The 21,589-nt window shown below is 54.2% G+C and carries 17 protein-coding genes; 8 read left to right on the plus strand and 9 right to left on the minus strand.

Annotation, left to right across the window (positions count from 1 at the left end; all coding sequences use genetic code 11):
• Positions 1-102: 102 nt before the first annotated feature.
• Positions 103-1,131: a PstS family phosphate ABC transporter substrate-binding protein gene (locus IT971_RS18995; protein ID WP_063094360.1), complete on the minus strand. Its 1,029-nt coding sequence runs from the start codon at positions 1,129-1,131 to the stop codon at positions 103-105.
• 427 nt (positions 1,132-1,558) lie between these two features.
• On the opposite strand from IT971_RS18995, the gene IT971_RS19000 reads away from it, so the two are divergent.
• Positions 1,559-1,849, plus strand: coding sequence for a hypothetical protein (locus IT971_RS19000; protein ID WP_063094358.1), 291 nt, complete (start codon positions 1,559-1,561; stop codon positions 1,847-1,849).
• Positions 1,850-1,940: 91 nt separating this feature from the next.
• Here IT971_RS19000 and glcF read toward each other — a convergent pair whose 3' ends face one another.
• The 4 genes from glcF to IT971_RS19020 all read right to left on the minus strand — a co-directional run bounded on the left by glcF (position 1,941) and on the right by IT971_RS19020 (position 9,560).
• Positions 1,941-3,260, minus strand: a complete 1,320-nt coding sequence (gene glcF / locus IT971_RS19005) for a glycolate oxidase subunit GlcF (protein ID WP_007091657.1) — start codon at positions 3,258-3,260, stop codon at positions 1,941-1,943.
• Complete coding sequence (gene glcE, locus IT971_RS19010) at positions 3,260-4,501, minus strand: glycolate oxidase subunit GlcE (protein WP_063094356.1); 1,242 nt, start codon at positions 4,499-4,501, stop codon at positions 3,260-3,262. The genes glcF and glcE overlap by 1 nt, the downstream gene beginning before the upstream one ends.
• Before the next feature lie 90 nt (positions 4,502-4,591).
• On the minus strand, positions 4,592-6,076 hold the full coding sequence (locus tag IT971_RS19015; RefSeq protein WP_063094354.1) for an FAD-linked oxidase C-terminal domain-containing protein: 1,485 nt from the start codon (positions 6,074-6,076) through the stop codon (positions 4,592-4,594).
• 16 nt (positions 6,077-6,092) lie between these two features.
• Positions 6,093-9,560, minus strand: coding sequence for a pyruvate carboxylase (locus IT971_RS19020; RefSeq protein WP_063094352.1), 3,468 nt, complete (start codon positions 9,558-9,560; stop codon positions 6,093-6,095).
• Positions 9,561-9,994: 434 nt separating this feature from the next.
• Here IT971_RS19020 and IT971_RS19025 point away from each other — a divergent pair, with 434 nt between their 5' ends.
• From IT971_RS19025 to IT971_RS19035, 3 genes are all read left to right on the plus strand, one after another.
• Positions 9,995-11,398: a cache domain-containing protein gene (locus tag IT971_RS19025; protein WP_037987450.1), complete on the plus strand. Its 1,404-nt coding sequence runs from the start codon at positions 9,995-9,997 to the stop codon at positions 11,396-11,398.
• A 46-nt stretch (positions 11,399-11,444) separates the two neighbouring features.
• Positions 11,445-12,116 carry a response regulator transcription factor gene (locus IT971_RS19030; RefSeq protein WP_007091662.1) on the plus strand — a complete coding sequence of 224 codons (672 nt, stop codon included), beginning with the start codon at positions 11,445-11,447 and terminating at the stop codon, positions 12,114-12,116.
• A gap of 166 nt (positions 12,117-12,282) precedes the next feature.
• The gene (locus tag IT971_RS19035) at positions 12,283-12,999 is read left to right on the plus strand and encodes a Crp/Fnr family transcriptional regulator (protein WP_223304880.1); all 717 of its coding nucleotides are present in this window, start codon (positions 12,283-12,285) and stop codon (positions 12,997-12,999) included.
• 19 nt (positions 13,000-13,018) lie between these two features.
• Here the strand turns inward: IT971_RS19035 and IT971_RS19040 are convergent, their stop codons facing one another.
• The 4 genes from IT971_RS19040 to IT971_RS19055 form a co-directional block, all read right to left on the minus strand.
• A complete protein-coding gene (locus IT971_RS19040) occupies positions 13,019-13,678 on the minus strand; it encodes a hypothetical protein (RefSeq protein ID WP_230729277.1) in 660 nt (219 codons plus the stop codon).
• Between the two features lie 139 nt (positions 13,679-13,817).
• Positions 13,818-14,177 carry a TraR/DksA family transcriptional regulator gene (locus tag IT971_RS19045; protein ID WP_007091665.1) on the minus strand — a complete coding sequence of 120 codons (360 nt, stop codon included), beginning with the start codon at positions 14,175-14,177 and terminating at the stop codon, positions 13,818-13,820.
• 112 nt (positions 14,178-14,289) lie between these two features.
• Positions 14,290-15,504 (minus strand): hypothetical protein, encoded by a 1,215-nt coding sequence (locus IT971_RS19050; protein WP_063094341.1) that lies wholly within the window; start codon positions 15,502-15,504, stop codon positions 14,290-14,292.
• 91 nt (positions 15,505-15,595) lie between these two features.
• The gene (locus IT971_RS19055) at positions 15,596-15,874 is read right to left on the minus strand and encodes a hypothetical protein (protein WP_063094339.1); all 279 of its coding nucleotides are present in this window, start codon (positions 15,872-15,874) and stop codon (positions 15,596-15,598) included.
• A 511-nt stretch (positions 15,875-16,385) separates the two neighbouring features.
• On the opposite strand from IT971_RS19055, the gene IT971_RS19060 reads away from it, so the two are divergent.
• From IT971_RS19060 to IT971_RS19075, 4 genes are all read left to right on the plus strand, one after another.
• Positions 16,386-18,302, plus strand: a complete 1,917-nt coding sequence (locus IT971_RS19060) for an ABC transporter substrate-binding protein (protein ID WP_223304881.1) — start codon at positions 16,386-16,388, stop codon at positions 18,300-18,302.
• Positions 18,303-18,347: 45 nt separating this feature from the next.
• A complete protein-coding gene (locus IT971_RS19065; protein ID WP_063094335.1) occupies positions 18,348-20,705 on the plus strand; it encodes an ATP-binding protein in 2,358 nt (785 codons plus the stop codon).
• Positions 20,706-20,968: 263 nt separating this feature from the next.
• The gene (locus IT971_RS19070) at positions 20,969-21,193 is read left to right on the plus strand and encodes a hypothetical protein (protein ID WP_063094333.1); all 225 of its coding nucleotides are present in this window, start codon (positions 20,969-20,971) and stop codon (positions 21,191-21,193) included.
• 155 nt (positions 21,194-21,348) lie between these two features.
• Entirely contained in the window at positions 21,349-21,579 is a 231-nt protein-coding gene (locus tag IT971_RS19075; protein WP_063094331.1) for a hypothetical protein, read from the plus strand.
• The last annotated feature ends 10 nt before the right edge of the window (positions 21,580-21,589 follow it).

Here is a 21,589-nt window from a genome sequence, read left to right on the forward strand (position 1 = left end):
AAACTTGGTGCGCGTTTAAGGCAGGTCCAAGAATAAATCAATTAAAGCCTGAAAACAAAGAAACCGGTGGCAGAAAAGGCTGCCACCGGTTGAAAGATCGCGTTACATGCTCAGCGGAGCAAGGTTCAGCGCAGCATTACGAACTGCTTCACGCTCGGCCGCATCCATCGGGATGAGACCACGGTCAGCAAGGTAACCTTCGTCACCAAATGCTTTGTCGGAGGTGAATTCGGTCAGATATTCTTTGATACCCGGAATGGTACCAACATGGGCGTTCTTGACATAGAAGTACAGCGAACGCGAAACCGGGTAATCACCAGCAGAGATGGCTTCGAAGGTCGGCTCAACACCGGCAATCAGGGAACCCTGAAGTTTGTCGCCGTTCTGATCAAGGAACGAGAAGCCGAAGATGCCAAGCGCATCATGGTTTGCTTCGAGTTTCTGAACGATCAGGTTGTCGTTTTCACCGGCTTCAACATAGGCACCGTCTTCACGAACGCCTTTGCAAACTGCACCGTGCTGATCTTTGTTGTCCTTGATTGCCTTAATGGCTTCGAAGGAGTCACAGGCTTCTTCAAGTACCAGCTCGGTGAAGGCATCACGGGTACCGGAGGTCGGGGGCGGGCCGAGAACTTCGATTTTAACGTCCGGCAGGCTCGGGTCGATTTCGGCCCAGGTGCTGTACGGGTTATCGATCAGCGACTTGCCGTCTTTCGAAGGAACGGTTTTGGCCAGCGCCAGGAAGATCTGTTCTTTGGTCAGGTCAAGACGCGGAGCATCTTTGGAGTTCGACAGAACGATACCGTCGTAACCGACTTTGACTTCGGTGATTTCGCTGATGCCGTTTTTGGCACAGGTTTCAACTTCGGACTTCTTGATGCGACGCGAAGCATTGGTAATGTCCGGATGCTGTTCGCCAACACCGGCGCAGAACAGCTTCAGACCACCGCCGGAACCGGTCGATTCAATAACCGGTGTCTTGAACGAGGTGGTTTTACCGAATTCTTCAGCAACCGCAGTTGCGAACGGGAAAACGGTGGACGAACCAACGATACGAATCTGGTCGCGTGCCTGAGCCGCGCCAACAAAGGCAACGCTCATCAGCGCCGCAACAGCAAGAGTCTTCTTCATGGTAAATTCCCCAGTAATTGTTCCAAACCGGAACGGTGCAACGATCTGCGAGGCGGACTCTAACGCTGGGTGCTTACGGTATTGCGTCACTTTTGTTAACATTATGTGACAACGCATCGGAGATGAAAAAGACCTCGAAAAAACCTTTATTTATCAAAGGTTTTCTAAAATAGATCCGGGCCGGAATCAAAACTGGAACCGGCATTTTTCCTGTTTCCAGCCGCAGGTTTTACAGTCTTCGTTACATAAACTGTAACATTGCCCCGAAACATCACCCGGACTGGATAGACGACGCCACGGCAGCAGACCATCAACTGTTTTCGGTTTCCCTGCCTTTACAAAGTCCCCTGAAAACACGAAGCTTGTTCATAAGATATCAATCCGTTGGGAACAAAGTAGCGCAGAACTGCGCAAAAGGGAGACGACCATGAGCACTTCGCTCGACGAGATTCAGGCACTGATCCAGAAGCTTTCCGGTGAACTGGGCGACATGTCCGAAGCCGCATCACGCCACATCGATGACCTGCATGTCGCGGTCAACAACATTGCGTCTCATGTCCTTGCCATGGAAGCCGTCATTGCGGTGATGGCAACAAAGGTCGATGTCAGCGAAGCCGAAGTTCAGAACTGGATTCGCGAAAAAACCGCTGCTTTTGCCGAAGACAGCAGCGAAGGTTCTGCCGCCGAAAGTATCGCCACCAGCCTGCTTGCGAAATAAGCGGTTTCGCAAGCAGTCTCTGCCAGATTGCATAAAAGCCCGCACGACGCAACGTCGGCGGGCTTTTGCATTTAGACGTCCAAACCGTTGTCTAGGCGATCTTTTCAGCATAGTACGGCAAAAGCTTTTCGGGGGTCGGTCCCCCCGCTGCCCAGTCAAGCAATTGCACCGTATGCACAACTTTCAACGCATCGGTTTCAAGCTGCACCATGCAGCCGATATTGCCCGTCGCAACCAGATCCGGTGCCGTGTTTCTGATATTGCCAAGTTTGCGGTCGCGCAATTTGCCCGCGATTTCAGGCTGCAACAGGTTATAAACCCCCGCCGACCCGCAGCATAAATGCCCTTCGGCAATTTCAAGCACCTCGTACCCGGCCTTTTTCAGAAGGTCGCGCGGTTCACGAATGATCTTCTGACCATGCTGCATCGAACATGCCGAATGATAGGCAACCCGCGCCCCGCCATGAGTCGCCCCGGCAAAACGATCCGCCGGGACATCAATCCCTGCCAGATATTCGGTCACATCACAGGCAAGGTCGGAAATTTTGGCCGCTTTCGCCGCGTAGTTCCGATCATGGCGCAACATGTGCCCGTAATCCTTGACCGTTGTGCCACATCCCGATGCCGTAATGACAATCGCATCAAGCCCCTCGCCCGCAAGTTCCCGGCTCCAGGCATCAATGTTGGCTTTGGCCTGTTGATGGGATTGCGCTTCCTTTCCCATATGATGGACAAGCGACCCGCAACAACCCGCCCCTTGGGCCACAACGATTTCGATGCCAAGGCGTGTCAGTAAACGAACGGTTGCCTCGTTTATCTCGGTCTCAAGAACCTGTTGCGCACAGCCGGTCAGGATGGCGACCCGGCCTTTGCGTTGACCAATTGCCGGGATCACCTGCGGCTTGTCGACCCAGCTTGGCGGCGGCATATGGCGCGCCCCCATTTTGACCATGCCCTTCAGACGGCCCGGCAAAAAGCGTGCGAATGGCGATGCCAGTTTCGCCCCGATCAGGGAAAGCCTGAAAAGCGTCGGATTTGGCACGACAATCGATAAAATCCGGCGCAACCATTTATCTGCAAACGGCCGGTCATAGGTTTCTTCGATATGGGCGCGCGCATTGTCGATCAGGTGCATGTAATCGACACCCGATGGGCATGTCGTTGTGCAGGACAGGCACGACAGGCACCGATCAAGATGTTTGACCACCTTTTCTGTCGCCGGTTTATCGTTTTCCAGCATGTCCTTGATCAGGTAAATCCGCCCGCGCGGACTATCAAGTTCATCCCCCAAGGTCACAAAAGTCGGGCATGTCGCGGTACAGAACCCGCAATGCACGCATTTGCGAAGGATCTGTTCACTTTCGGCAATTGCCGGGTGGGCAAGCTGGGCGGCGGTAAAGTTCGTTTGCATTACGCGTTCCCCCGCTTGGCAATCATGTGTCCGATCCGGCCCGGATTAAGGATACCTTCAGGGTCAAAATTCTCGCGGATTTTGGCATTGATGCGGGCCAAAGCCGCGTCCTCGGCATGGAAAACCGGCACCTGATTTCTAATATCTTCGGGCGCGCGCACCAGAACCGCCCGCGCATCGTGAGACACGGCAATGTCGCGCACTTTATCGGCCATCGCATCACCCCCGGCCAGTTGCAGCCAGGTTTGCGCCCCGGCCCAATCCATCATGATCTTCCCGCCGGTTTCGTCGGCCAGTTTCGCAGCAATCGCACCGCCAGATGCCGGTGGCCCGGAAACACGCCATAGCAATCCGATCCCCCCTGCAAACGGGGCAACATCGGCAACCGCCTGCCAGAACGCGTTGCTGTTGGCGCTATGAAGTTCTTCACTGGCACCGATATCGGCCAGAAGCTTACGCAATGCCTCGCACCGCCAGGCAACCGAGGGTGCAGGACCTTCAACGCGCAGCGCGACAATACCGGTCCCGATGCCGGTCACAATGTCCAGACCAAGTTTTACAACCTGTTCCCGCGCAATCCATGCGGCGGCCGAAACCTCGTTCTCGCTGCCCAGGGCGCGCGTCATGGCACTGCCTGCAATTTGCATATCGTCACAGGCGATCAGAACAGTTCGGGTTTTCTCGTCGCGCGGCATGACTTTCATGGTGATGGTATGCATCACGCCAAGCGTGCCAAACGATCCCGCCATCAGCTTTGACAGATCAAACCCGGTTACGTTCTTCATGACCCGTCCACCGGATTTAAAATCCTCGGCCCGGCCGCTGATGGCTTCAAATCCCAAAAGATGATCGCGTGCCGCACCGACCTTGATCCGGCGCGGTCCCGAAAGATTGGACGCAATCAGTCCGCCAATCGTTCCGGCATGATCCGCAACACCATCGGCGAGCAACCCCGGAAAATTTCCGGGTTCAAAATGGAATTGCTGGTTCTTATCGCGCAGTAACGCGTGAATTTCGGCAAGAGACGTGCCCGCCCGCACAGAAACCACCAGTTCTTCCGGTTCATAAAACATGACCCCGGTCAATTTCGACAGGTCCAGAACATGGTCGGCTGCTACCGCATGCCCATATGTTTTCTTGCTGCCCGATCCAATGATTTCAAGCGGGTTTTTTGAACCAAGCGCCCAACTGATGGCCTCACGCAATTGTTCGGGCGTGGTGGGGGATATGACTTCCGTCATTGCGGCTTCTCTCTTCCTCTCCTGATCCTTGCCAACCGGTTGGTGGGAACCGGTGGCAGGATTATTTTTCTTCTCGTCTCTCGTTCCGACCTAAAAGCGCGGGATATCCGGGAATTTGTTGGCGACTTCGCGCGCATGCAGGGTTTTAAGTTCGCCACAGCCATGCAAGGTCGGGAAAACCTTGCCGGGATTAAGCAATTCATCCTCGTCAAACGCCAGCTTCAGGCGTTCCTGATGTTTCATGTCATCTTCGGTGAACATTTCAGGCATCAGATCGCGTTTTTCGACGCCAATCCCGTGCTCGCCCGACAAAACCCCGCCGACCTCGACACATAGTTTCAGGATATCGGCACCAAATGCCTCGGCCCGTTCCAGTTCGCCGGGCTGATTGGCATCAAACATGATCAGCGGATGCAGATTGCCGTCGCCTGCATGAAAAACATTGGCAACCCGCAACCCGTGGCGTTGCGACAAAACCTGCATCCCGGTCAGGACTTCGACCAGACGTCGGCGCGGGATGGTGCCATCCATACAGATATAATCGGGCGAAATACGGCCAATCGCCGGAAAGGCATTCTTGCGCCCCGACCAGAACAGCAGCCTTTCATCCTCGCTTTCGGAGATACGCGAATAAACCGCACCGCATTCACTGGCAATCGCGCCCACCCGTTCAATCAGATAATCGACCTCGACCTTTGGCCCATCGAGTTCGACAAGCAGCAACGCCTCGACATCAAGCGGATAACCCGCATGGACGAAATCCTCGGTCGCCTTGATGGCCGGGGCGTCCATCATTTCAAGACCGCCCGGAATGATCCCGTCGGCAATGATCCGGGCAACGCAATTGCCGCCCTCCTCGCTACTGTTAAAGCCAAGCAGAAGCGCGCGCGCCGTTTCAGGCTTTCGCAGAATGCGCACCGTGACTTCGGTAACGATGCCAAGCAACCCTTCGGACCCGGTAATCACCCCCAAAAGGTCATAGCCCGACTGATCCAGTCCCTTGCCCCCGATCCGAAGGATTTCACCCTCGATCGTGACCATTTCAACACCAAGGACATTGTTGGTGGTTAGTCCGTATTTCAGGGAATGCACACCACCCGAATTTTCCGCGATATTGCCGCCAATCGAACAGGCGATCTGGCTGGACGGGTCCGGGGCATAATAAAACCCCTTATGTTCGACCGCGCGCGTGATCCCAAGATTGGTCACACCGGGCTGCACGACGACCGCCCTGTTGTCCCAGTCGATATCCAGAACGCGGTTAAACTTCATCATACTGATCGTGATCGCATCCGCCATCGGCAACGCACCGCCCGAAAGGCCGGTGCCCGCCCCACGTGGAACGACACGAATTTTGTGGGTATGGCAATATTTCAGAATGGCCGCGACCTGCCCGGTATTTTCGGGCAGGACCACGATCATCGGAAGCTGGCGATAGGCCATCAACCCGTCGCATTCATAGGGCCGGAGCCGGTCTTCATCAACAATAACCCCGCCGTCGTTGGGAACGATGTTCCGCATGGCAGCAATGATGTCCTTGCGACGTGCAAGGGTCGATTGATCCGGCTCAGGCATCCTAAGCATGCGACGTTTACTCCCTTAATTCGATCAGCAAATCCTTGCTGTCGACCTGTGTACCGGCGGGGGCATGAATGGTCGCCACAACCCCGTCCCTTTCCGCATGAACCGCGGTTTCCATTTTCATCGCCTCAAGCGAACACATCACATCGCCCGCCTTGACCTTCTGGCCCTCGGCAACATGGACCTCGACGACAAGGCCCGGCATCGGGGCCGCGATATGAAGCTGGTTACCATCCTCGGCCTTTGGCTTGACCTTGCCCGTGGCGGCCAATGTCTTATCGGCAACCTTGACTGTCCGGGGCTGGCCGTTCAGCTCAAAGAACACGGTCCGATTGCCTTCCTCGTCCCCGCCTTCGGAGGTCGCGAGATAGCGGATCACAAGCGTCTTGCCCTTTTCCAGATCGACGGAAATCTCGTCATTCTGGCTCATGCCATAGAAGAAGATCGGGGTCGGCAGGATCGAAACATCGGCGTTGTGACTACGATGTTCGGCATATTCAAGGAACACCTTGGGATACATCACATAGGATGCAACCTCGGCATCACTGATGCTGCGATGGGTTTTCTTTTCGATTTCCTTGCGGGTTGCTTCGAAATCAATCGGGGCCATGGATTTGCCCGGTCGATCCGAAAGGGCTTCGGCCCCCTTAAGCACCTTGCGCTGAAGGGCTGGCGGGAAGCCACCAACCGGTTGACCGATTTCACCACGGAAGAACGAAATGACACTATCGGGGAATGCGATGTCCTTTTTCGGGTCCAGCACATCCTTTTCGGTAATGCCCGACGTCACCATCGTCAACGCCATGTCACCGACAACCTTCGAGCTTGGCGTCACCTTGACGACATCGCCAAACATCTTGTTGACTGCGGCATAAGCTTTGGACACTTCCGGCCAGCGTTCCTCGATACCAAGGGAACGTGCCTGCTGGCGCAGGTTGGTATATTGGCCGCCGGGCATTTCATGGACATAAACATCCGATGTACCGCTGCGGATATCGCTTTCAAATCCGGCATAATACCGCCGGACCTGTTCCCAATAGGTCGAAACTTCTTTAAGCGCCTCGGTATTAAGCCCCGGATCACGTGGTTGCCCGATATAGTTATTGGCAATCGAACCAAGGTTTGGCTGAGATGTCAGGCCAGACATCGAATCCATGGCTGCATCCACCGCATCCACCCCGGCATCAATCGCGGCAATCACGGTGGCCGCCGAAATGCCGCTGGTATCGTGGGTATGGAAATGGATCGGAATATTGACCGTATCCTTCAACGCCTTGATCAGGGTCGTTGCCGCCGCCGGACGCAGAACCCCCGCCATATCCTTAAGCCCCAGGATATGCGCACCGGATGCCTCAAGCTCCCGGGCCATTTTGACATAGTAATCAAGGTTATATTTCGGGCGTTTCTCGTCAAAGATATCGCCCGTATAGCAAATGGTTGCTTCGCACAGCTTGTCGGTTTTCAGAACCGCATCCATGGCAACCTTCATGTTTTCGACCCAGTTCAGGGAATCGAACACACGGAAAACATCCATGCCGTGTTCTGCCGCCTGCTTGACGAAATATTCGACCGCATTGTCGGGATAGTTGGTGTAACCGACCGCATTCGACGCCCGCAACAGCATCTGTGTCAGGATATTGGGAACCCGTTCACGCAGTTTGACCAGACGATCCCACGGATCTTCTTTCAGGAACCGCATCGCGACGTCAAACGTCGCCCCGCCCCAGCATTCCAGCGAAAACAGTTCCGGCAGCCCATGCGCATAATAAGGCGCGATTTCAAGCATATCGAAGGTTCGCATCCGGGTCGCCAGCAACGACTGATGGGCATCACGCATCGTGGTATCGGTGATCAGAACGCGTTTCTGATCCTTCATCCAGCGTGAAAAGCCCTCGGCCCCCAACTGGTCAAGCTTCTGCTTGGTGCCCGGGCGGATTTCACCCAGATCAATCGATTTCGGCATCACCGGCGCATGCAGGTTTGTCGGCACCACCCGGCCTTCGACCTCCGGGTTACCGTTGACCGTAACCTCGCCAATGAAACGCAGCAAACGGGTCGCGCGGTCGCGACGGCGCACGAATTTGAACAGTTCGGGCGTTTCATCAATAAACCGCGTGGTATATTCACCGGCCCTGAATTTCGGATGATTGATCAGGTTTTCAAGGAAGGCCAGGTTGGTCGCAACACCGCGAATACGAAACTCGCGAAGGGCACGGTCCATACGGTCGACCGCTTCGCGCGGGGTACTTCCCCATGCGGTGACCTTTTCCAGCATACTGTCATAAAACGGGGTGATCACCGCCCCGGAATAGGCCGTGCCACCATCCAGACGGATGCCAAAACCGTTGGCCCCGCGATACACCTTGATGATCCCATAATCGGGCACAAAGCTGTTTTCAGGGTTTTCCGTCGTGATGCGGCACTGAAGCGCATGATCACGCAGCTTGATCTTGTCCTGCCACGGAATGCCGGTTTCCGACGGGAAACCGATGCGTCCCCCCTGCGCAACAAGGATTTGCGCCTTCACAAGGTCAAATCCGGTCACGCATTCCGTCACGGTATGTTCAACCTGGATGCGGGGATTGACCTCGATGAAGTAAAACTTGGATGTATCAACATCCATCAGGAATTCGACGGTCCCCGCATTGACGTAATTCGCAGCCTTGCCCAGACGAAGGGCTGCTTCGCAAAGTTCCTTGCGCTGTTCTTCGTCAAGGTAGGGGGCGGGTGCGCGTTCAACGACCTTCTGGTTGCGGCGCTGAACCGAACAGTCGCGTTCAAACAGATGCACCAAAGTGCCATGCGTATCACCCAGAAGCTGGACTTCGACATGGCGGGCGCGACGGATCAGTTTTTCAAAATAAACCTCGTCATTGCCAAATGCAGCGGCGGCTTCGCGTTTGGCGGCCAGAACCTGCTTGGAAAGATCCTTGGAATTCTCGATGACGCGCATCCCGCGGCCACCACCGCCCCAACTGGCCTTCAGCATGATCGGATAACCGACCTGATCGGCGATGCGGGTAACTTCATTCATATCGTCAGGCAATGCACCCGATGCCGGCATTACGGGCACACCGGCACTTTCTGCCAGATTACGCGCGGCAACCTTGTTGCCCAATGTCCGCATGACTTCGGAATCAGGACCGATAAACGTTATTCCGGCCTCGGCACAGGCGTCGGCAAAATCGGGGTTCTCAGACAGAAACCCATAGCCCGGGTGAATGGCATCAACGCCAGCTTCACGGGCAACACGCAGGATATCCTCGATATCAAGATAGGCGCGAATGGGTTTGTTGCCCTTGCCAACGGTGTAACTTTCGTCGGCCTTGAACCTGTGCAGGGCAAAACGGTCTTCGTCGGAAAAGATGGCAACTGTGCGAATGCCAAGCTCGTTGGCGGCACGCAGAACACGAATCGCGATTTCACCGCGGTTCGCGACCAGAAGTTTACGGATACGCTTTGGTGCAGAACGCGTCATGGACACCGGGCTCCTACCAGATTTGTAGGGCAGGTGCGTCCCTGTGCGCCCCTGCCGAAAACCAAGAGAAACGCCACGATATGATCCCGGAATGCGTTGCGGTGCGGGATGCCTGCAACGCCATACCATCTGTGGCGATAAAGGATGTCTGTCACGTTAAAACGCGTGCAGCGCATCCAGGGTTCCTGGCGCCCGGTGGGCAGGCGACGTGTCTGATATATGCGCAATGCGCTGCCTCTGTCAAAGCATGATCTTCGAAATTGGTAATACCAATTTCACTTTATCGCAGCCAGTGTCTTTTCACCATGTGGAAAATCGCGCCTGCGCCTAATGCAACCCAAAGGTTCAAAACCTGTTATCAGGCGCAGACTTTTGGTGCTTTTGTGATATTGTCCGGCCCGAAAATTCTTCCTGTATCCGAGACTGTTGTGCCCATGCGGAAAATCAATCTTCGACTAAAGTTTTTGCTGCTGTCGATCCTGCCACTGGTTCTGGCCGCTGCGGCAATATCGTATCTGGTATTTGCACAGGCCGAACGACTGGCCGAAGCAGAAATCAGAACGTTCGAACGCAACATTCTCGAAGCCCGCAAGGAAGAGCTTAAAAGCTATCTTGAACTCGCCCTTGCTTCGATAGATCACATTTATTCGGTCGCAAGCCCGCTGGATGCCGTTTCCAAGGAACGGGTCAAAAGCATCATCGAAGACCTGTCCTATGGCGAGGATGGCTATTTCTTTATCTATGACCGTGATGGTACGGCCCTTGTCGACCCGCCACAGCCATGGCGTCTGGGGCGCACATATTGGAACCTGCGCGATTTGAACGGAAATTCCGTCATTCAGGCGCTGATTTTCAATGCCGAAAAAGGTGGTGGTTTCCTGCGCCATGTCTGGGAAAAACCGTCAACCGGCGAACCCGCCGAAAAAATCGCCTATTCCCTGATGCTTGAAAAATGGGGCTGGATGATCGGTACCGGGATTTATATCGATGACATTTCCGAACAGGTGAAGGAAATCGAGACCGAGGTATCATCCCATATCCGTGACACGACAATATCGATTGTCGGCATCACCATTCTGGCGGTTTTGCTCGTCGGCATTTCGGGCACCGTCGTCACCCTTTCGGAACGCAAACTTGCTGATTCCAAGCTAAAGGAACTGACCCATCGGGTTGTTGATGTGCAGGAACAGGAACGTTTGCGGGTGTCGCGCGAATTGCATGACGGCATCAGCCAGATTCTTGTTTCCGTCAAATATTCGGTAGAAACCGCAATCGCACGCCTGGGACCGGAAAAGAATGCCGCGACCGAACCGATGGAAAAGGCCGCCAAGCGATTGCAGGATGCCATCCACGAAGTCCGTCGCATATCGCGCGACCTACGCCCGGCGGTTCTCGATGATCTTGGCCTGCGCCCGGCCATTGAAAGCATGTGCAAGGAACTGGCAGACCGGTCCGACATGCAGATTGATGTCAAATCGGACAATATCGATGTTGTTCTTGATATCGCGAAAAAGACGACACTGTATCGGGTCTTGCAGGAAACCCTGACCAATATCGAACGTCACGCCGATGCCACGCATATCAAGGTCACGATCCGCCGCGAAGGTCAAAGTGTCGTGATGAAAATCATCGATAACGGTGTCGGATTTGAAACCAACCGGTATATTCGCAACCGTGATCCGCGTGCGGGGATCGGCCTTCGAAATATGCGCGAACGCATGGAATTCCATGGTGGGGGCATGACCGTCAAATCCGAACCGGACGATGGAACAACCATAACTGCCTATATTCCGGTTTCGCGTGATAATGATCTACCCGTCACCGTCATCAGCGGCTAAGGTGGCAACAGATGTTTCAGCAATGTGACAGAGAACAGAATTGACCATGAGCAGCGCAAATACCCCCTATTCGCCCAACCGTCCCATTCGTGTTTTGCTGTGCGACGACCATGCGCTGGTCATGGATGGCATTCGCTCACGCCTTGAATGCTATGACCATATCGATATCGTCGGCGAGGCTGGAAACGGCATGGAAGCCCTGTCGCTGGCCGGAAATGTCAAACCCGACATCGTTCTGATGGATATCTCGATGCCGGTCATGAACGGGCTGGAAGCCGCCGAAAAATTCCGCGAAACCATGCCCGATATCAAGGTCATCATCCTGACCATGCATGAGAATCCGGAATATCTTCGTACCGCCCGACTGGCAGGCGCGCGCGGCTTTATACTGAAAGATGTATCGTCAAACGACATGGTGCGCGCGATCGAGGCAATTGCAAATGGCGGCGAAGCTTACAGTCCGACATTTGATCGCATCAGCAACACCGAAGGCGTTCCTGACGACGGCATGCCGCTGACCACGCGGGAACGCACCGTCTTGCGGCTTCTGGCCAAAGGTGCCAGCAACAAACATGTCGCCCGCGAACTTGATATAAGTGTTCGTACCGTGGAAACCCATCGCCGCAACATCAAGCGCAAGCTCGACATCGACAGTTCCGCCGGCCTCGTGCGTTATGCGATAGAAAAGGGCCTTGTCACCCTGGACAGCACCGCCTGACGGCACGCCCGAAAAAGTCGTACTATTGTGATGTTTTTCACCTTTTGATCGCTATTAGGTTGAATTTACAAACCAATAGGGTAGATTGCTCAAAGATTTAGAGTGCTTCCATTTAACAGCCTGCGGCGACCGATCCTGTATCTGTCCCGTTCCGTCAGGGGGTTTTGTGAATTACTCCGCGCCGCAATCAACCATGCCAGACATGTTGCGCTGCCGCCGATGCGGCGTCCGGCAACTTGCGCTTTTCAACGATCTGACGGATGACGATTTCAAGCTGGTTCATCTGCCGATTGAGGACATGGCAATTGCCAAACGCGCGATCCTTTACAATGCCGGGGACAATGCAAACGCGCTGTTCACCTTGCGCAGCGGTCTGATCAAATTGACGCATTATCTGGCCGATGGTTCGCAACGGGTTGTGCGCCTCGTCCGTCCCGGTGGCACAATCGGCCTTGAAGCCCTCGTCAGCGACAGCTTTGCCCATCACGCCGAAGCCCTCCAGGACAGCACGCTATGCCGGATTCCGGTTGCGGTTGTTGAAAAACTTGATCGCGAAAGCCCCCATTTACACAAACAGTTGCTCACACGCTGGCATCAGGCGGTAATGGAATCAGATAACTGGTTGACCCAGATGTCGACCGGATCTGCCCGGGAACGTGTTGCACGGCTATGCCTTTATCTGTGTGATGATGCGGATGACAGTTGCGTTCTGCCCGGTCGGGAAGATATTGGCGCAATGTTGGGTATCACCACCGAAACCGCCAGCAGGATCATCGCCGAATTTCGCCGAAACGGTCATCTAAACCCGCGCTGCCGTTCGGAATTCGATCTTGATGTCAAAGCACTTCAGGTCGTCGCCGGACTTGATCACGAAGCAGCCTGATCAGATCGTGCAAAATCCGTCAGCGCATTGCATCGGGCAATGTTGTCTGGAATGCCGAATTTGGCCCGCACGCCTTCGATAGCCGTTCATATTCATCCTGGGTATCTATCGCACGATGGTCTTCGCGCCGCAAAAGATCAATGGCGCGCAAACGGCGTTTGAAATCCTGTCCATACTGGTTCAGTAACCGCCGTTGCAGGCGTTGCACCTCGCCCGCACCAACCGGTCGCATGGCGGCAAAGTCCGCCGTGATTTCGGCGACCATGGCATCAAGTTCCCGCTGGATATCCTGTTCCATATGCTGATTGATCTGCACATGCTGCCCTTCATGGGCATAAACCACATCATATTCACATGTGCCACGCTCTAGCTCGGACGCGACATACACCAGATGCTTGATCACTTCGACCTCGGGGTTAATCCGGATCGGATACAGACAGAATGCCCCAACGCCAACCTCGACCGGCTCCAGCCGCATGTCGAACCGTGCCTGAAGTTCATATTCGGTCAGGCCGGTCACCATATAACGACTTCCCTGATTGGCCCGGTTGTTAAGCCAGCGAACAGACCGATGACGATCCAGCATCGGGTCCTGATTGATAAATGAGAGGCTTGCAACAGGCGCACGCGCGACCGCACAGCTGTTTTGCTGTGCTGCGGCATGATCGCTCGGCGTCACAAACAGAAACACCGTGATCAGAATGCATACTGCAACCGCGCCCCACCTGATCGATGATTTGGGTGCAACGTGTTTCGCCCTTTGATCTGCCATATAAAAGATACGTTAATTCGGTCTGAACGGTTTGATCAATCCATCCCTAACTGTGTTTGACATGGGCAGCGCAATCAACGCAAAGCGGTGTGGTCGGGTCAAATTCCAGACGCTTCTTCTCGATTTCTTCGCCACAATTGTGGCAGAAGCCGTAATCGGCATGCTCGATCCGGGCCAGCGTCTTTTCGATGCGATCAAGTTCGGCAGCACGACGGCGCTCCTGTTCCAGATGCATTTGCTGATCCTGAAGCGCATCCATCCGTGACAGGCGGCCGACGGCCTGCTGATCAAGCTCGACCGGCTTTCGATAATCTTCCGAATGATTTGAATGGGCACTTATATCCGCGCGCCGGTCTTCAAGTCGCTGACGCAAGAATGCAATGTCAATATCGCTACGCTCAGACATTCTGGTCCCTCACCGATTTGTTGCCGCCATAAAACATATATATGGGTAGCGACCGATGCATTTCGCCAAGGGGGGGGATACGAATTTGTTCCACCCCGGCATTCAGCCTTGCCTAGCCACAGTTTCCGCAGGCATCCAACAGCTTCTCCATCGCCGCCTCCGCTTCGTCATCATCGAGTTTTTCGGCCTTCATCTTTTTCTGGATCTTGCAGCACAGTGCAGGACCATCGGCAAAGGCATGGTCTGTCCAGAACGGAATATCGGTGCCGAAATATCCAATCTGATCAAGGAACGACACACCATAATAATACGCCGCCCCGACCGAATTATAAAAAGTCGGGTCATCGATGAACCCGCCATCCGGCGTCATGGATTTGGTCAGACACCAGTCCAGGATCGTGGAAATATCGGCTGATGCCAATTTCTGGCTATCGCTGTCGACTTCCGCCCAGCCAAGGTCAAAGATTTTGGCAACGTCATAATTGTTGTGATTGTTGAAGTCACCATTGTGCTTCCAGCCAAACGGATAGACATCATCACGGATCGCCAGTGTCGTTTTGAAAATAGCGGGCCAAAGCCCGACCTTGCCATGCTGATACGAAATATTGTGGAACGTCAGACTAAGGTCCGGGCTTTTCAGCATATCGCCCGTATCTGTTTCAAACCAGCCGCCCCAATATCCCGATTGCGCGTCCTGCCAATCATCCAGCCAGCTTTTATAAGCTGCGATATAATCGTCGCTAAGATCGAAACCTTTGACATACTGGCGGAAATAATCGCGGATTTCGCTTTTGAAGCACATTTCCGACAAGGCGGCACTGACCGCGCCCAATGCATCGCGACGATCCAGACCATCGGCAAAAATCCGTGATGTTTTCTGACTGTCCAGCCAGGCAACAAGATCGGCGGGTTTGGCAATCGGCGACAGAAAAGTCAGCGGATAATCCGGTGCAATCCCCTCGTCTGCCAGCGCGTTGATCGCATCGATCATCGCATCCACCTTCAGGAACCACTGGTCATAGCATGGTCCCCACGAACCATCGCTTGCCACCTGTTCCTCTGCCCAGTCCTGATCCTTGTTTTTCAGCGATTTTTCAAACTGGGCTATCTTCTTTTCCAGCCCATCCCAGTCAGCGGTATAAAGCAGCAACCACTTGCACTCGATCATATACTGATCGGACGCGGCCATGCTGTTGCCGGTCTGCTGGGCCGCAATCAGTTTTTCTTCCAGCGGGGCAAGCTTGTCGGCATAGGTACCTTTTCTATCGGAATAGTCCGGATCAAAAGCACTGAACTGCTGCTCTATCAAGGAATTGAAATCTGTCACGCTGGCCCCCTGTCATCGATGTGTTCGACGACTTAAAACAGGTGCCGCCCGAAATGCAAAGTGAAACAGAAACAAAGATCAGAAACGACCATCAGTTCTGGGCCAGCCAATTTCTGATCACACGCAATGCCTGTCCAGGATCGGTATCGACAATCCGGTTTGCAATATTGGCCTTGCGACGATCAATTTTCCCGTCAATACCGGCCACAGAAAAACTGTAAGCATCAATGTCATCTCCCTCATCGTTCGGGCGATGACGGCCCGGCGATGATCCCGGCTGATAACGTGGGATCGGTGCCGACGGCTTTGGCCCGGGCAGATACCCCGGATCAGAAGAAGCCTGCCCGGATGATGCAGATTTTTTTGCCATTCAGAAATTGTCTCTCAGATCCGCTCGTTCTGGCAAGAAGAATCACAATTGGTGTCTTTGTCGTCAAATGCCCCACGAAACGGCCCAGAACGAAATTGATCACCGAAAGCTTATATGATGGCAGTACCCATATTAGGTTATGTTAAACTTTAGTCGAATTCGCTGTTGATCCGGGCAAAAGATCATTCCTGTCCAAATGGTCGGGAAACCGGCACAGATCAAGGTCAAAACTCTTGACCTTGGCGTAACTGGGGCCCTTCAATCGCTTCATTTCACGTGGTTCAAGCGAAACCACGGCGGACCGATATGTTGTTTATCGATCCCAAAAGGTGCAAATAGGAAAATTATCCGCCTTTGCGTTGTAAAAACGAACAGCTCGCGCATCTTTAAAAGATCAGGGGAAAATCCGCTTTCAGAACTTTACCCGGAAATGGCTTTAGGATATTCACCACCTAAGAGTAGGATAATCGATACCTTTCGATAAGCATAAGAAATTCAGGGGAAGCCCGAAGTGTACAGGGTAGTGGGTTGCTTTATATCGCTGGTATTATTGCTGGCCGTGGTTTTGACCGCGCCCCGGAATAATGCGTATGCGGCCGAATTCGGCGAAGCGCCGATGCTTGCCGAGATGGTGGCGAACGGCAAATTGCCCCCGGCCGCAGAACGCCTGCCCAAGACCCCGATGATTGTTACCCCGACTGACAAGCTTGGCCAGTATGGCGGCACCTGGATGATGGCGCAAAATTCGGAACGCGATCACGCCCTTCTGATCAGGACGATCGGCTATGAACCGCTTCTGCGCTGGACCCCGCAATGGACAGACACGGTTCCCAACGTTGCTCTTTCGATGCAGGCCAACAGTGACGCGACGGAATTTGTCTTCCGGTTGCGTCCGGGCATGCGCTGGTCAGATGGTGCGCCTTTTACCGCCGAGGATATATCCTTCTGGTACGACGACATTTTACGCAATCCGGCTTTTGGCAATGCGACGCCTGAATGGCTGACCGCAGGCGGAAATCCGGTGCATGTTGAAAAAATCGACGAAACCACGGTCGCGTTCCGCTTCGACACGCCCTATGGGCTGTTTCCGACCTTTCTTGCCCGGCCCGAAGGTGTCGAACCGGTAAGCTATCCCGCCCATTTCCTGAGGCCACTGCTTCCGAAATATAACAGGCACGCAGATGCCGATGCGCAAAAGCTTGGCTTCAAGGATTGGAAAGATCGCTTCCTTTCGGTGTTAGGAACGCCGGGCACCATAGACGATCCCAGCCGCTGGATGAACCCGCAGGTTCCGACCCTGAACGGCTGGTGTCTGACCGGGACATATGGCAAAGACGATCCGCTGGTTGCGGTTCGCAATCCGTTTTATTGGAAAATCGATCCGGGCGGACGTCAGTTACCCTATATCGACCGGGTTTCCTTTGATCTGGTCGGCAGCAAAGATGAAGCCGGTGACACCGCGATCACAGGCAGGGTCAATATGCAGGAACGCCATATTGGACGCCGCGTGGACGAAATTCTTGCGGCCAATAGCAATCTGCAATCCTTCACGCTGATTGAAAGCGACATGAATATCCTGACCCTGTCGCTTAATCTGAACGACAGGGACCCGGTGCTTCGCGACATATTCCAGAACAAGGAATTCCGCGTGGCGCTGTCGCATGCCATCGACCGCGACAGCATCATTGGCCGGTTCGTTCCCGGTGCCCTGCCCCATCAGGCAGCACCACGTCCCGAAAGCCCGCTTTACCACACGGTTCTCGCACGCCAGTTCATTACCTATGATCCGGTACTTGCCGCAAGCCATCTGGCGAATGCCGGTTTGACACGCAAAGACGACGAAGGTTTCCTTCTGCGTCCCGATGGCAAAAGGCTGTCCTTTACCATCGATACCGAAGGCGCATCCCGCTTCGAAATGCTCTCTGCCGTTATCGATTACTGGCGTGATGTCGGCCTTGATGTGACGGCCCGCGACTTATCGCGTGATGTATTTGTCGATATGCGTGAAAAAAACAATCACCATGCCAGCGCATGGGGCGGTGATGGCGGGCTTGATGCCATGGTTCTGCCGATCAACTACCTGCCGGTATCCAGTGAATCATCCTGGTACGCCACCGGTTGGGCACAATGGTATTCCGACCCGAAAAATCCCGACGCGGTTGAGCCCCCGGCCGAGGTTATCCGTCAACTGGAACTCTATAACCAGTTGAAAGCCACCGCAGATGCAGAAAAACAGAATAAACTTATGCGCGATATTCTCGACATCAGCGCAAATCAGTTTTACGTTATGGGAATTGCCTTGCCGCCCAATCGCAAAGGGCTGGTGGCAAAGAACTTCAAGAATGTTCCCAAGGTCATCCCGGCGGCTTGGAGCTATGCCACACCGGCACCAACCAATCCATCCCAGTATTATCTTGAGAGCCAATAACAGAATTCACCGGCAATCAGGCTGGGCCAGGGTTTAGAGGTTGGCGTGAAGAAGCTTTTTGACCGCCTGTTTGGCAGTCTGGTTTTCAAGATCGGGATCGCAATTGTCATTGTCGAAACCATCCTGCTTGGCCTATTCGGTGGTTACTATGTTCAATATTTCGGTGCAGAAATTGATCGGCGGATCGCCGAACAGATCAGTGCGCCCGGTCGCCTGATTCAGGATGAACAGCTCAAGATTTCCGTCATTAGCGATCCCAAGCAGCTTGAACTGCTGTTGGGACCGCATCTTCGCGAAGCCATGGCCATAGGCTTTGATGGTACGATCTATCACGCTATGGACCCGATGCTGATCGGATCCGATATTGCCTCTGTCCCGGATTTCCCCAAAGACCGGCTTTCTGCTGATTTGCGCAGTCAGGTGCTGTTTACCACCGATGGCCCGGATGGCCGCAACATGGTCAGCATCACACCCCTGTTCAGCCTGAATGCCAACCAGCCCTTCATGTTTGCTTATTTCAAGGTCTCGACCCTCGGTCTGGAACAAAGCCAGCGACAGATGCAGTCGGTTCTGCTGATCGGCTCGGTTCTGTGCATTCTGATGACGTCGGGACTGATTTTCCTTTTCATGCAGCAAACCGTTCTGCGTCGCCTGATCACGGCCGCGCAATTTGTTTCTGAAATCCAGTTTGGAAAGCTCAGTGCCCGACTGAAACCGGCTGGTCGCGACGAAATCGGCGCGCTTGAACGTGGCCTGAACACTATGGCCGAAAGCCTGGAGCGGCGCACCAACCAGCACCAGATCGCCCAAGAGGCCCTTCGCGATAGCGAGGAACGTTTCCGCGACTTTACCCTGTCGTCCGCCGACTGGTACTGGGAAATGGGGCCGGACCTTAAAATCGCGTTTGCATCCTACAAATTCTATCAGCTGATCGAAGAACTGAACGGCTCCCCGCAGGGTCAATCCTTTGACAAACTGGGCCTCAAAGCTGAAACAGATCATAGCTGGAACAGTCTGATCAAACGGCTCGAAAGTCATCTTGCATTCCAGAATTTCGAATTTTCCTGGATGTCGCGGGACGGACAAAAACATTTCGGGCGCATCAATGGCGTCCCGGTTTTTGATCTTGATGGCTCGTTCAAGGGATATCGTGGCACCGGTAGTGACGTCACATCACAGCACCGCGCGACCGAAGAACAGCATGCCCTGCAACGTCAGCTCGCCACGTCACAAAAACTCGAAGCCGTCGGTCAGATGGCAGGCGGCGTGGCGCATGAATTCAACAATTGCCTTGCAGGTATTCTAAGCTTTGCCGAAGTAGCTCGCGCGAAAATTGATGATCCGGAACGGGTCAAGGAATATCTGGACCATGTGATTTCCCTTGGCGAACGCGCCACCAGTGTCGCCGATCAGCTTCTGATGTTCTCGCGCCGCCGGATTGATCAGCCGACCGTCGTTCAGGTCGATACAGCCATTACCGAAATGGAAAAGCTGCTGATCACGCTGCTGGAACACCGTATTGAATTGCAAATCTGGGCCAATGATGCCCCGCTATATACGCGGGTTGATCCGACACAGCTTTCGGCCTGCATCCTGAACCTTGCGATCAATGCCCGTGATGCGATGCCCGATGGCGGCACATTGCAGATTTCCTGCTATGGCGCGACAGTCCCGCCTGCGGATGAACGCTCCCCCGATGACGAAGATGACATCTTCCCGAAGGCCGCCGCAGGCGACTATGTCGTGGTAACAGTTCAGGATACAGGTACGGGCATCCCTGCCGACATTCTTGGCAACATCTTCGAACCCTTCTTCTCGACCAAGGAACCCGGCAAGGGCACCGGGCTAGGACTGTCGATCGTTCATAGCTGGGTCGAAGAATCGAACGGCTTTATCGATGTCGAAAGCGTCGAGGGCGAAGGCACGACCTTCTCGATCTATCTGCCGCGCTCCGAAGCCGGAAAGGTCAAGGCATCCGCCTTGCAGGAAATCGACTATTTTCCGGGCAATGGCGAACGGGTTCTGATTGTTGATGATGAGCAATCCCTGCGCACGACCGCCAAGATCATCCTTGAAGATGCCGGCTTTGATGCCCTTGTGGCCCGCAGTGCCGAAGAAGCCCTGCAAATCATTACCGAATCCCATAAAACAGATCGCATTGATGTCATTCTGACCGACGTTGTGATGTCGGGACTGAGCGGACCGCAACTTGCGATCGAAGCACAACGTCAATATCCCGATCTGGCCGTCGTCTTCATGTCGGGCTATCCGGCACGCACACGCAAGGAAATGGAAAAGATGCTGGGCGACTATATCTTTGTCAAAAAGCCGTTCCGCCCGGCCCAATTGCAAAAAGCCATTCACGAGGCCCTGGCCCATAAAACCGAACGCCAGCGTCTTTAGAAAGCTTGTTCGATTCGTTCAAGCTCATCCAATGTTCTGGTCTTCCGCACGGCAAGCCCCCCCTGCACGCAAAAATTTTATTATTCCAGCCACAGATAACCCATTGATATAAAACGGCTCACAAAAATGTCATCGGGTTCAAATGCCACATTGTGACCGCTGTCACTTTAAAAGTGTTAATTGAAGCCTAATTTCTAAGTCAGAAGCAAGGATATCTTGATGTACAGGTACCCCAACTTCACGAAATTTGAGGCGAGGATACAATGATCGGTTCAGTGGGTTCAGGACTAAGTTCAGCAGCGCAAGCCGTTAATGACGCCATTACGCCGGGTGGCGGAAAAGATGGCGTATCCGCACCGCTCGCCGCTGCAACCTCCTCCATCCAGAAGGCTCAGGGCCTTGCCCAGGTTATCGGGTCCATCGTTACGGAACATCAGCCGCTTGAAACCAGCGGTGCACGCGGTACCCGCGTCAATCTTCTAGCGTGATTTTCCCTCTCGTTAGCTTCCTTGGGGTGGTTCTGACCACCCCTTTTTCTGTGTGCGTCCCTATCCACAGCGGTCCCACCCGCTACCCGCTTCAACGTCATGACAAAACCCGTTGATCATGCTAATGTTTTTGCAGTTTCAGAACGGATAAACTCATGGCAACCAACCGGATTGGCAGCAGCGCCACACAAACGGGCCTTCTTGATGCCCGATCCATGCCGCAAGGCGTGCCTTCGGGTACGCGCGGCCGTGTTGCCGCGAACGCGGATCAACCATCATCCGACAGCTTCATCGCCGCCCAGCTTGCCCGTCTGCGCAATCTGATCGCCGCCGACCAGATTGACCACAATGCGCGGCGCGGGACATATCTGAACATTGTCCTTTGATCAGGCCTTA

The sequence above is a fragment of the Thalassospira sp. B30-1 genome (genome assembly GCF_015767575.1).
GTDB classification, from domain to species: Bacteria; Pseudomonadota; Alphaproteobacteria; order Rhodospirillales; family Thalassospiraceae; genus Thalassospira; species Thalassospira xiamenensis.

Bases quoted from the DNA above. Each gene is read 5' to 3' on its own strand.
- IT971_RS18995 (WP_063094360.1), bottom strand. From the start codon at position 1,131: ATGAAGAAGACTCTTGCTGTTGCGGCGCTGATGAGCGTTGCCTTTGTT.
- IT971_RS19000 (WP_063094358.1), top strand. From the start codon at position 1,559: ATGAGCACTTCGCTCGACGAGATTCAGGCACTGATCCAGAAGCTTTCC.
- glcF (WP_007091657.1), bottom strand. From the start codon at position 3,260: ATGCAAACGAACTTTACCGCCGCCCAGCTTGCCCACCCGGCAATTGCC.
- glcE (WP_063094356.1), bottom strand. From the start codon at position 4,501: ATGACGGAAGTCATATCCCCCACCACGCCCGAACAATTGCGTGAGGCC.
- IT971_RS19015 (WP_063094354.1), bottom strand. From the start codon at position 6,076: ATGCCTGAGCCGGATCAATCGACCCTTGCACGTCGCAAGGACATCATT.
- IT971_RS19020 (WP_063094352.1), bottom strand. From the start codon at position 9,560: ATGACGCGTTCTGCACCAAAGCGTATCCGTAAACTTCTGGTCGCGAAC.
- IT971_RS19025 (WP_037987450.1), top strand. From the start codon at position 9,995: ATGCGGAAAATCAATCTTCGACTAAAGTTTTTGCTGCTGTCGATCCTG.
- IT971_RS19030 (WP_007091662.1), top strand. From the start codon at position 11,445: ATGAGCAGCGCAAATACCCCCTATTCGCCCAACCGTCCCATTCGTGTT.
- IT971_RS19045 (WP_007091665.1), bottom strand. From the start codon at position 14,177: ATGTCTGAGCGTAGCGATATTGACATTGCATTCTTGCGTCAGCGACTT.
- IT971_RS19055 (WP_063094339.1), bottom strand. From the start codon at position 15,874: ATGGCAAAAAAATCTGCATCATCCGGGCAGGCTTCTTCTGATCCGGGG.
- IT971_RS19070 (WP_063094333.1), top strand. From the start codon at position 20,969: ATGATCGGTTCAGTGGGTTCAGGACTAAGTTCAGCAGCGCAAGCCGTT.
- IT971_RS19075 (WP_063094331.1), top strand. From the start codon at position 21,349: ATGGCAACCAACCGGATTGGCAGCAGCGCCACACAAACGGGCCTTCTT.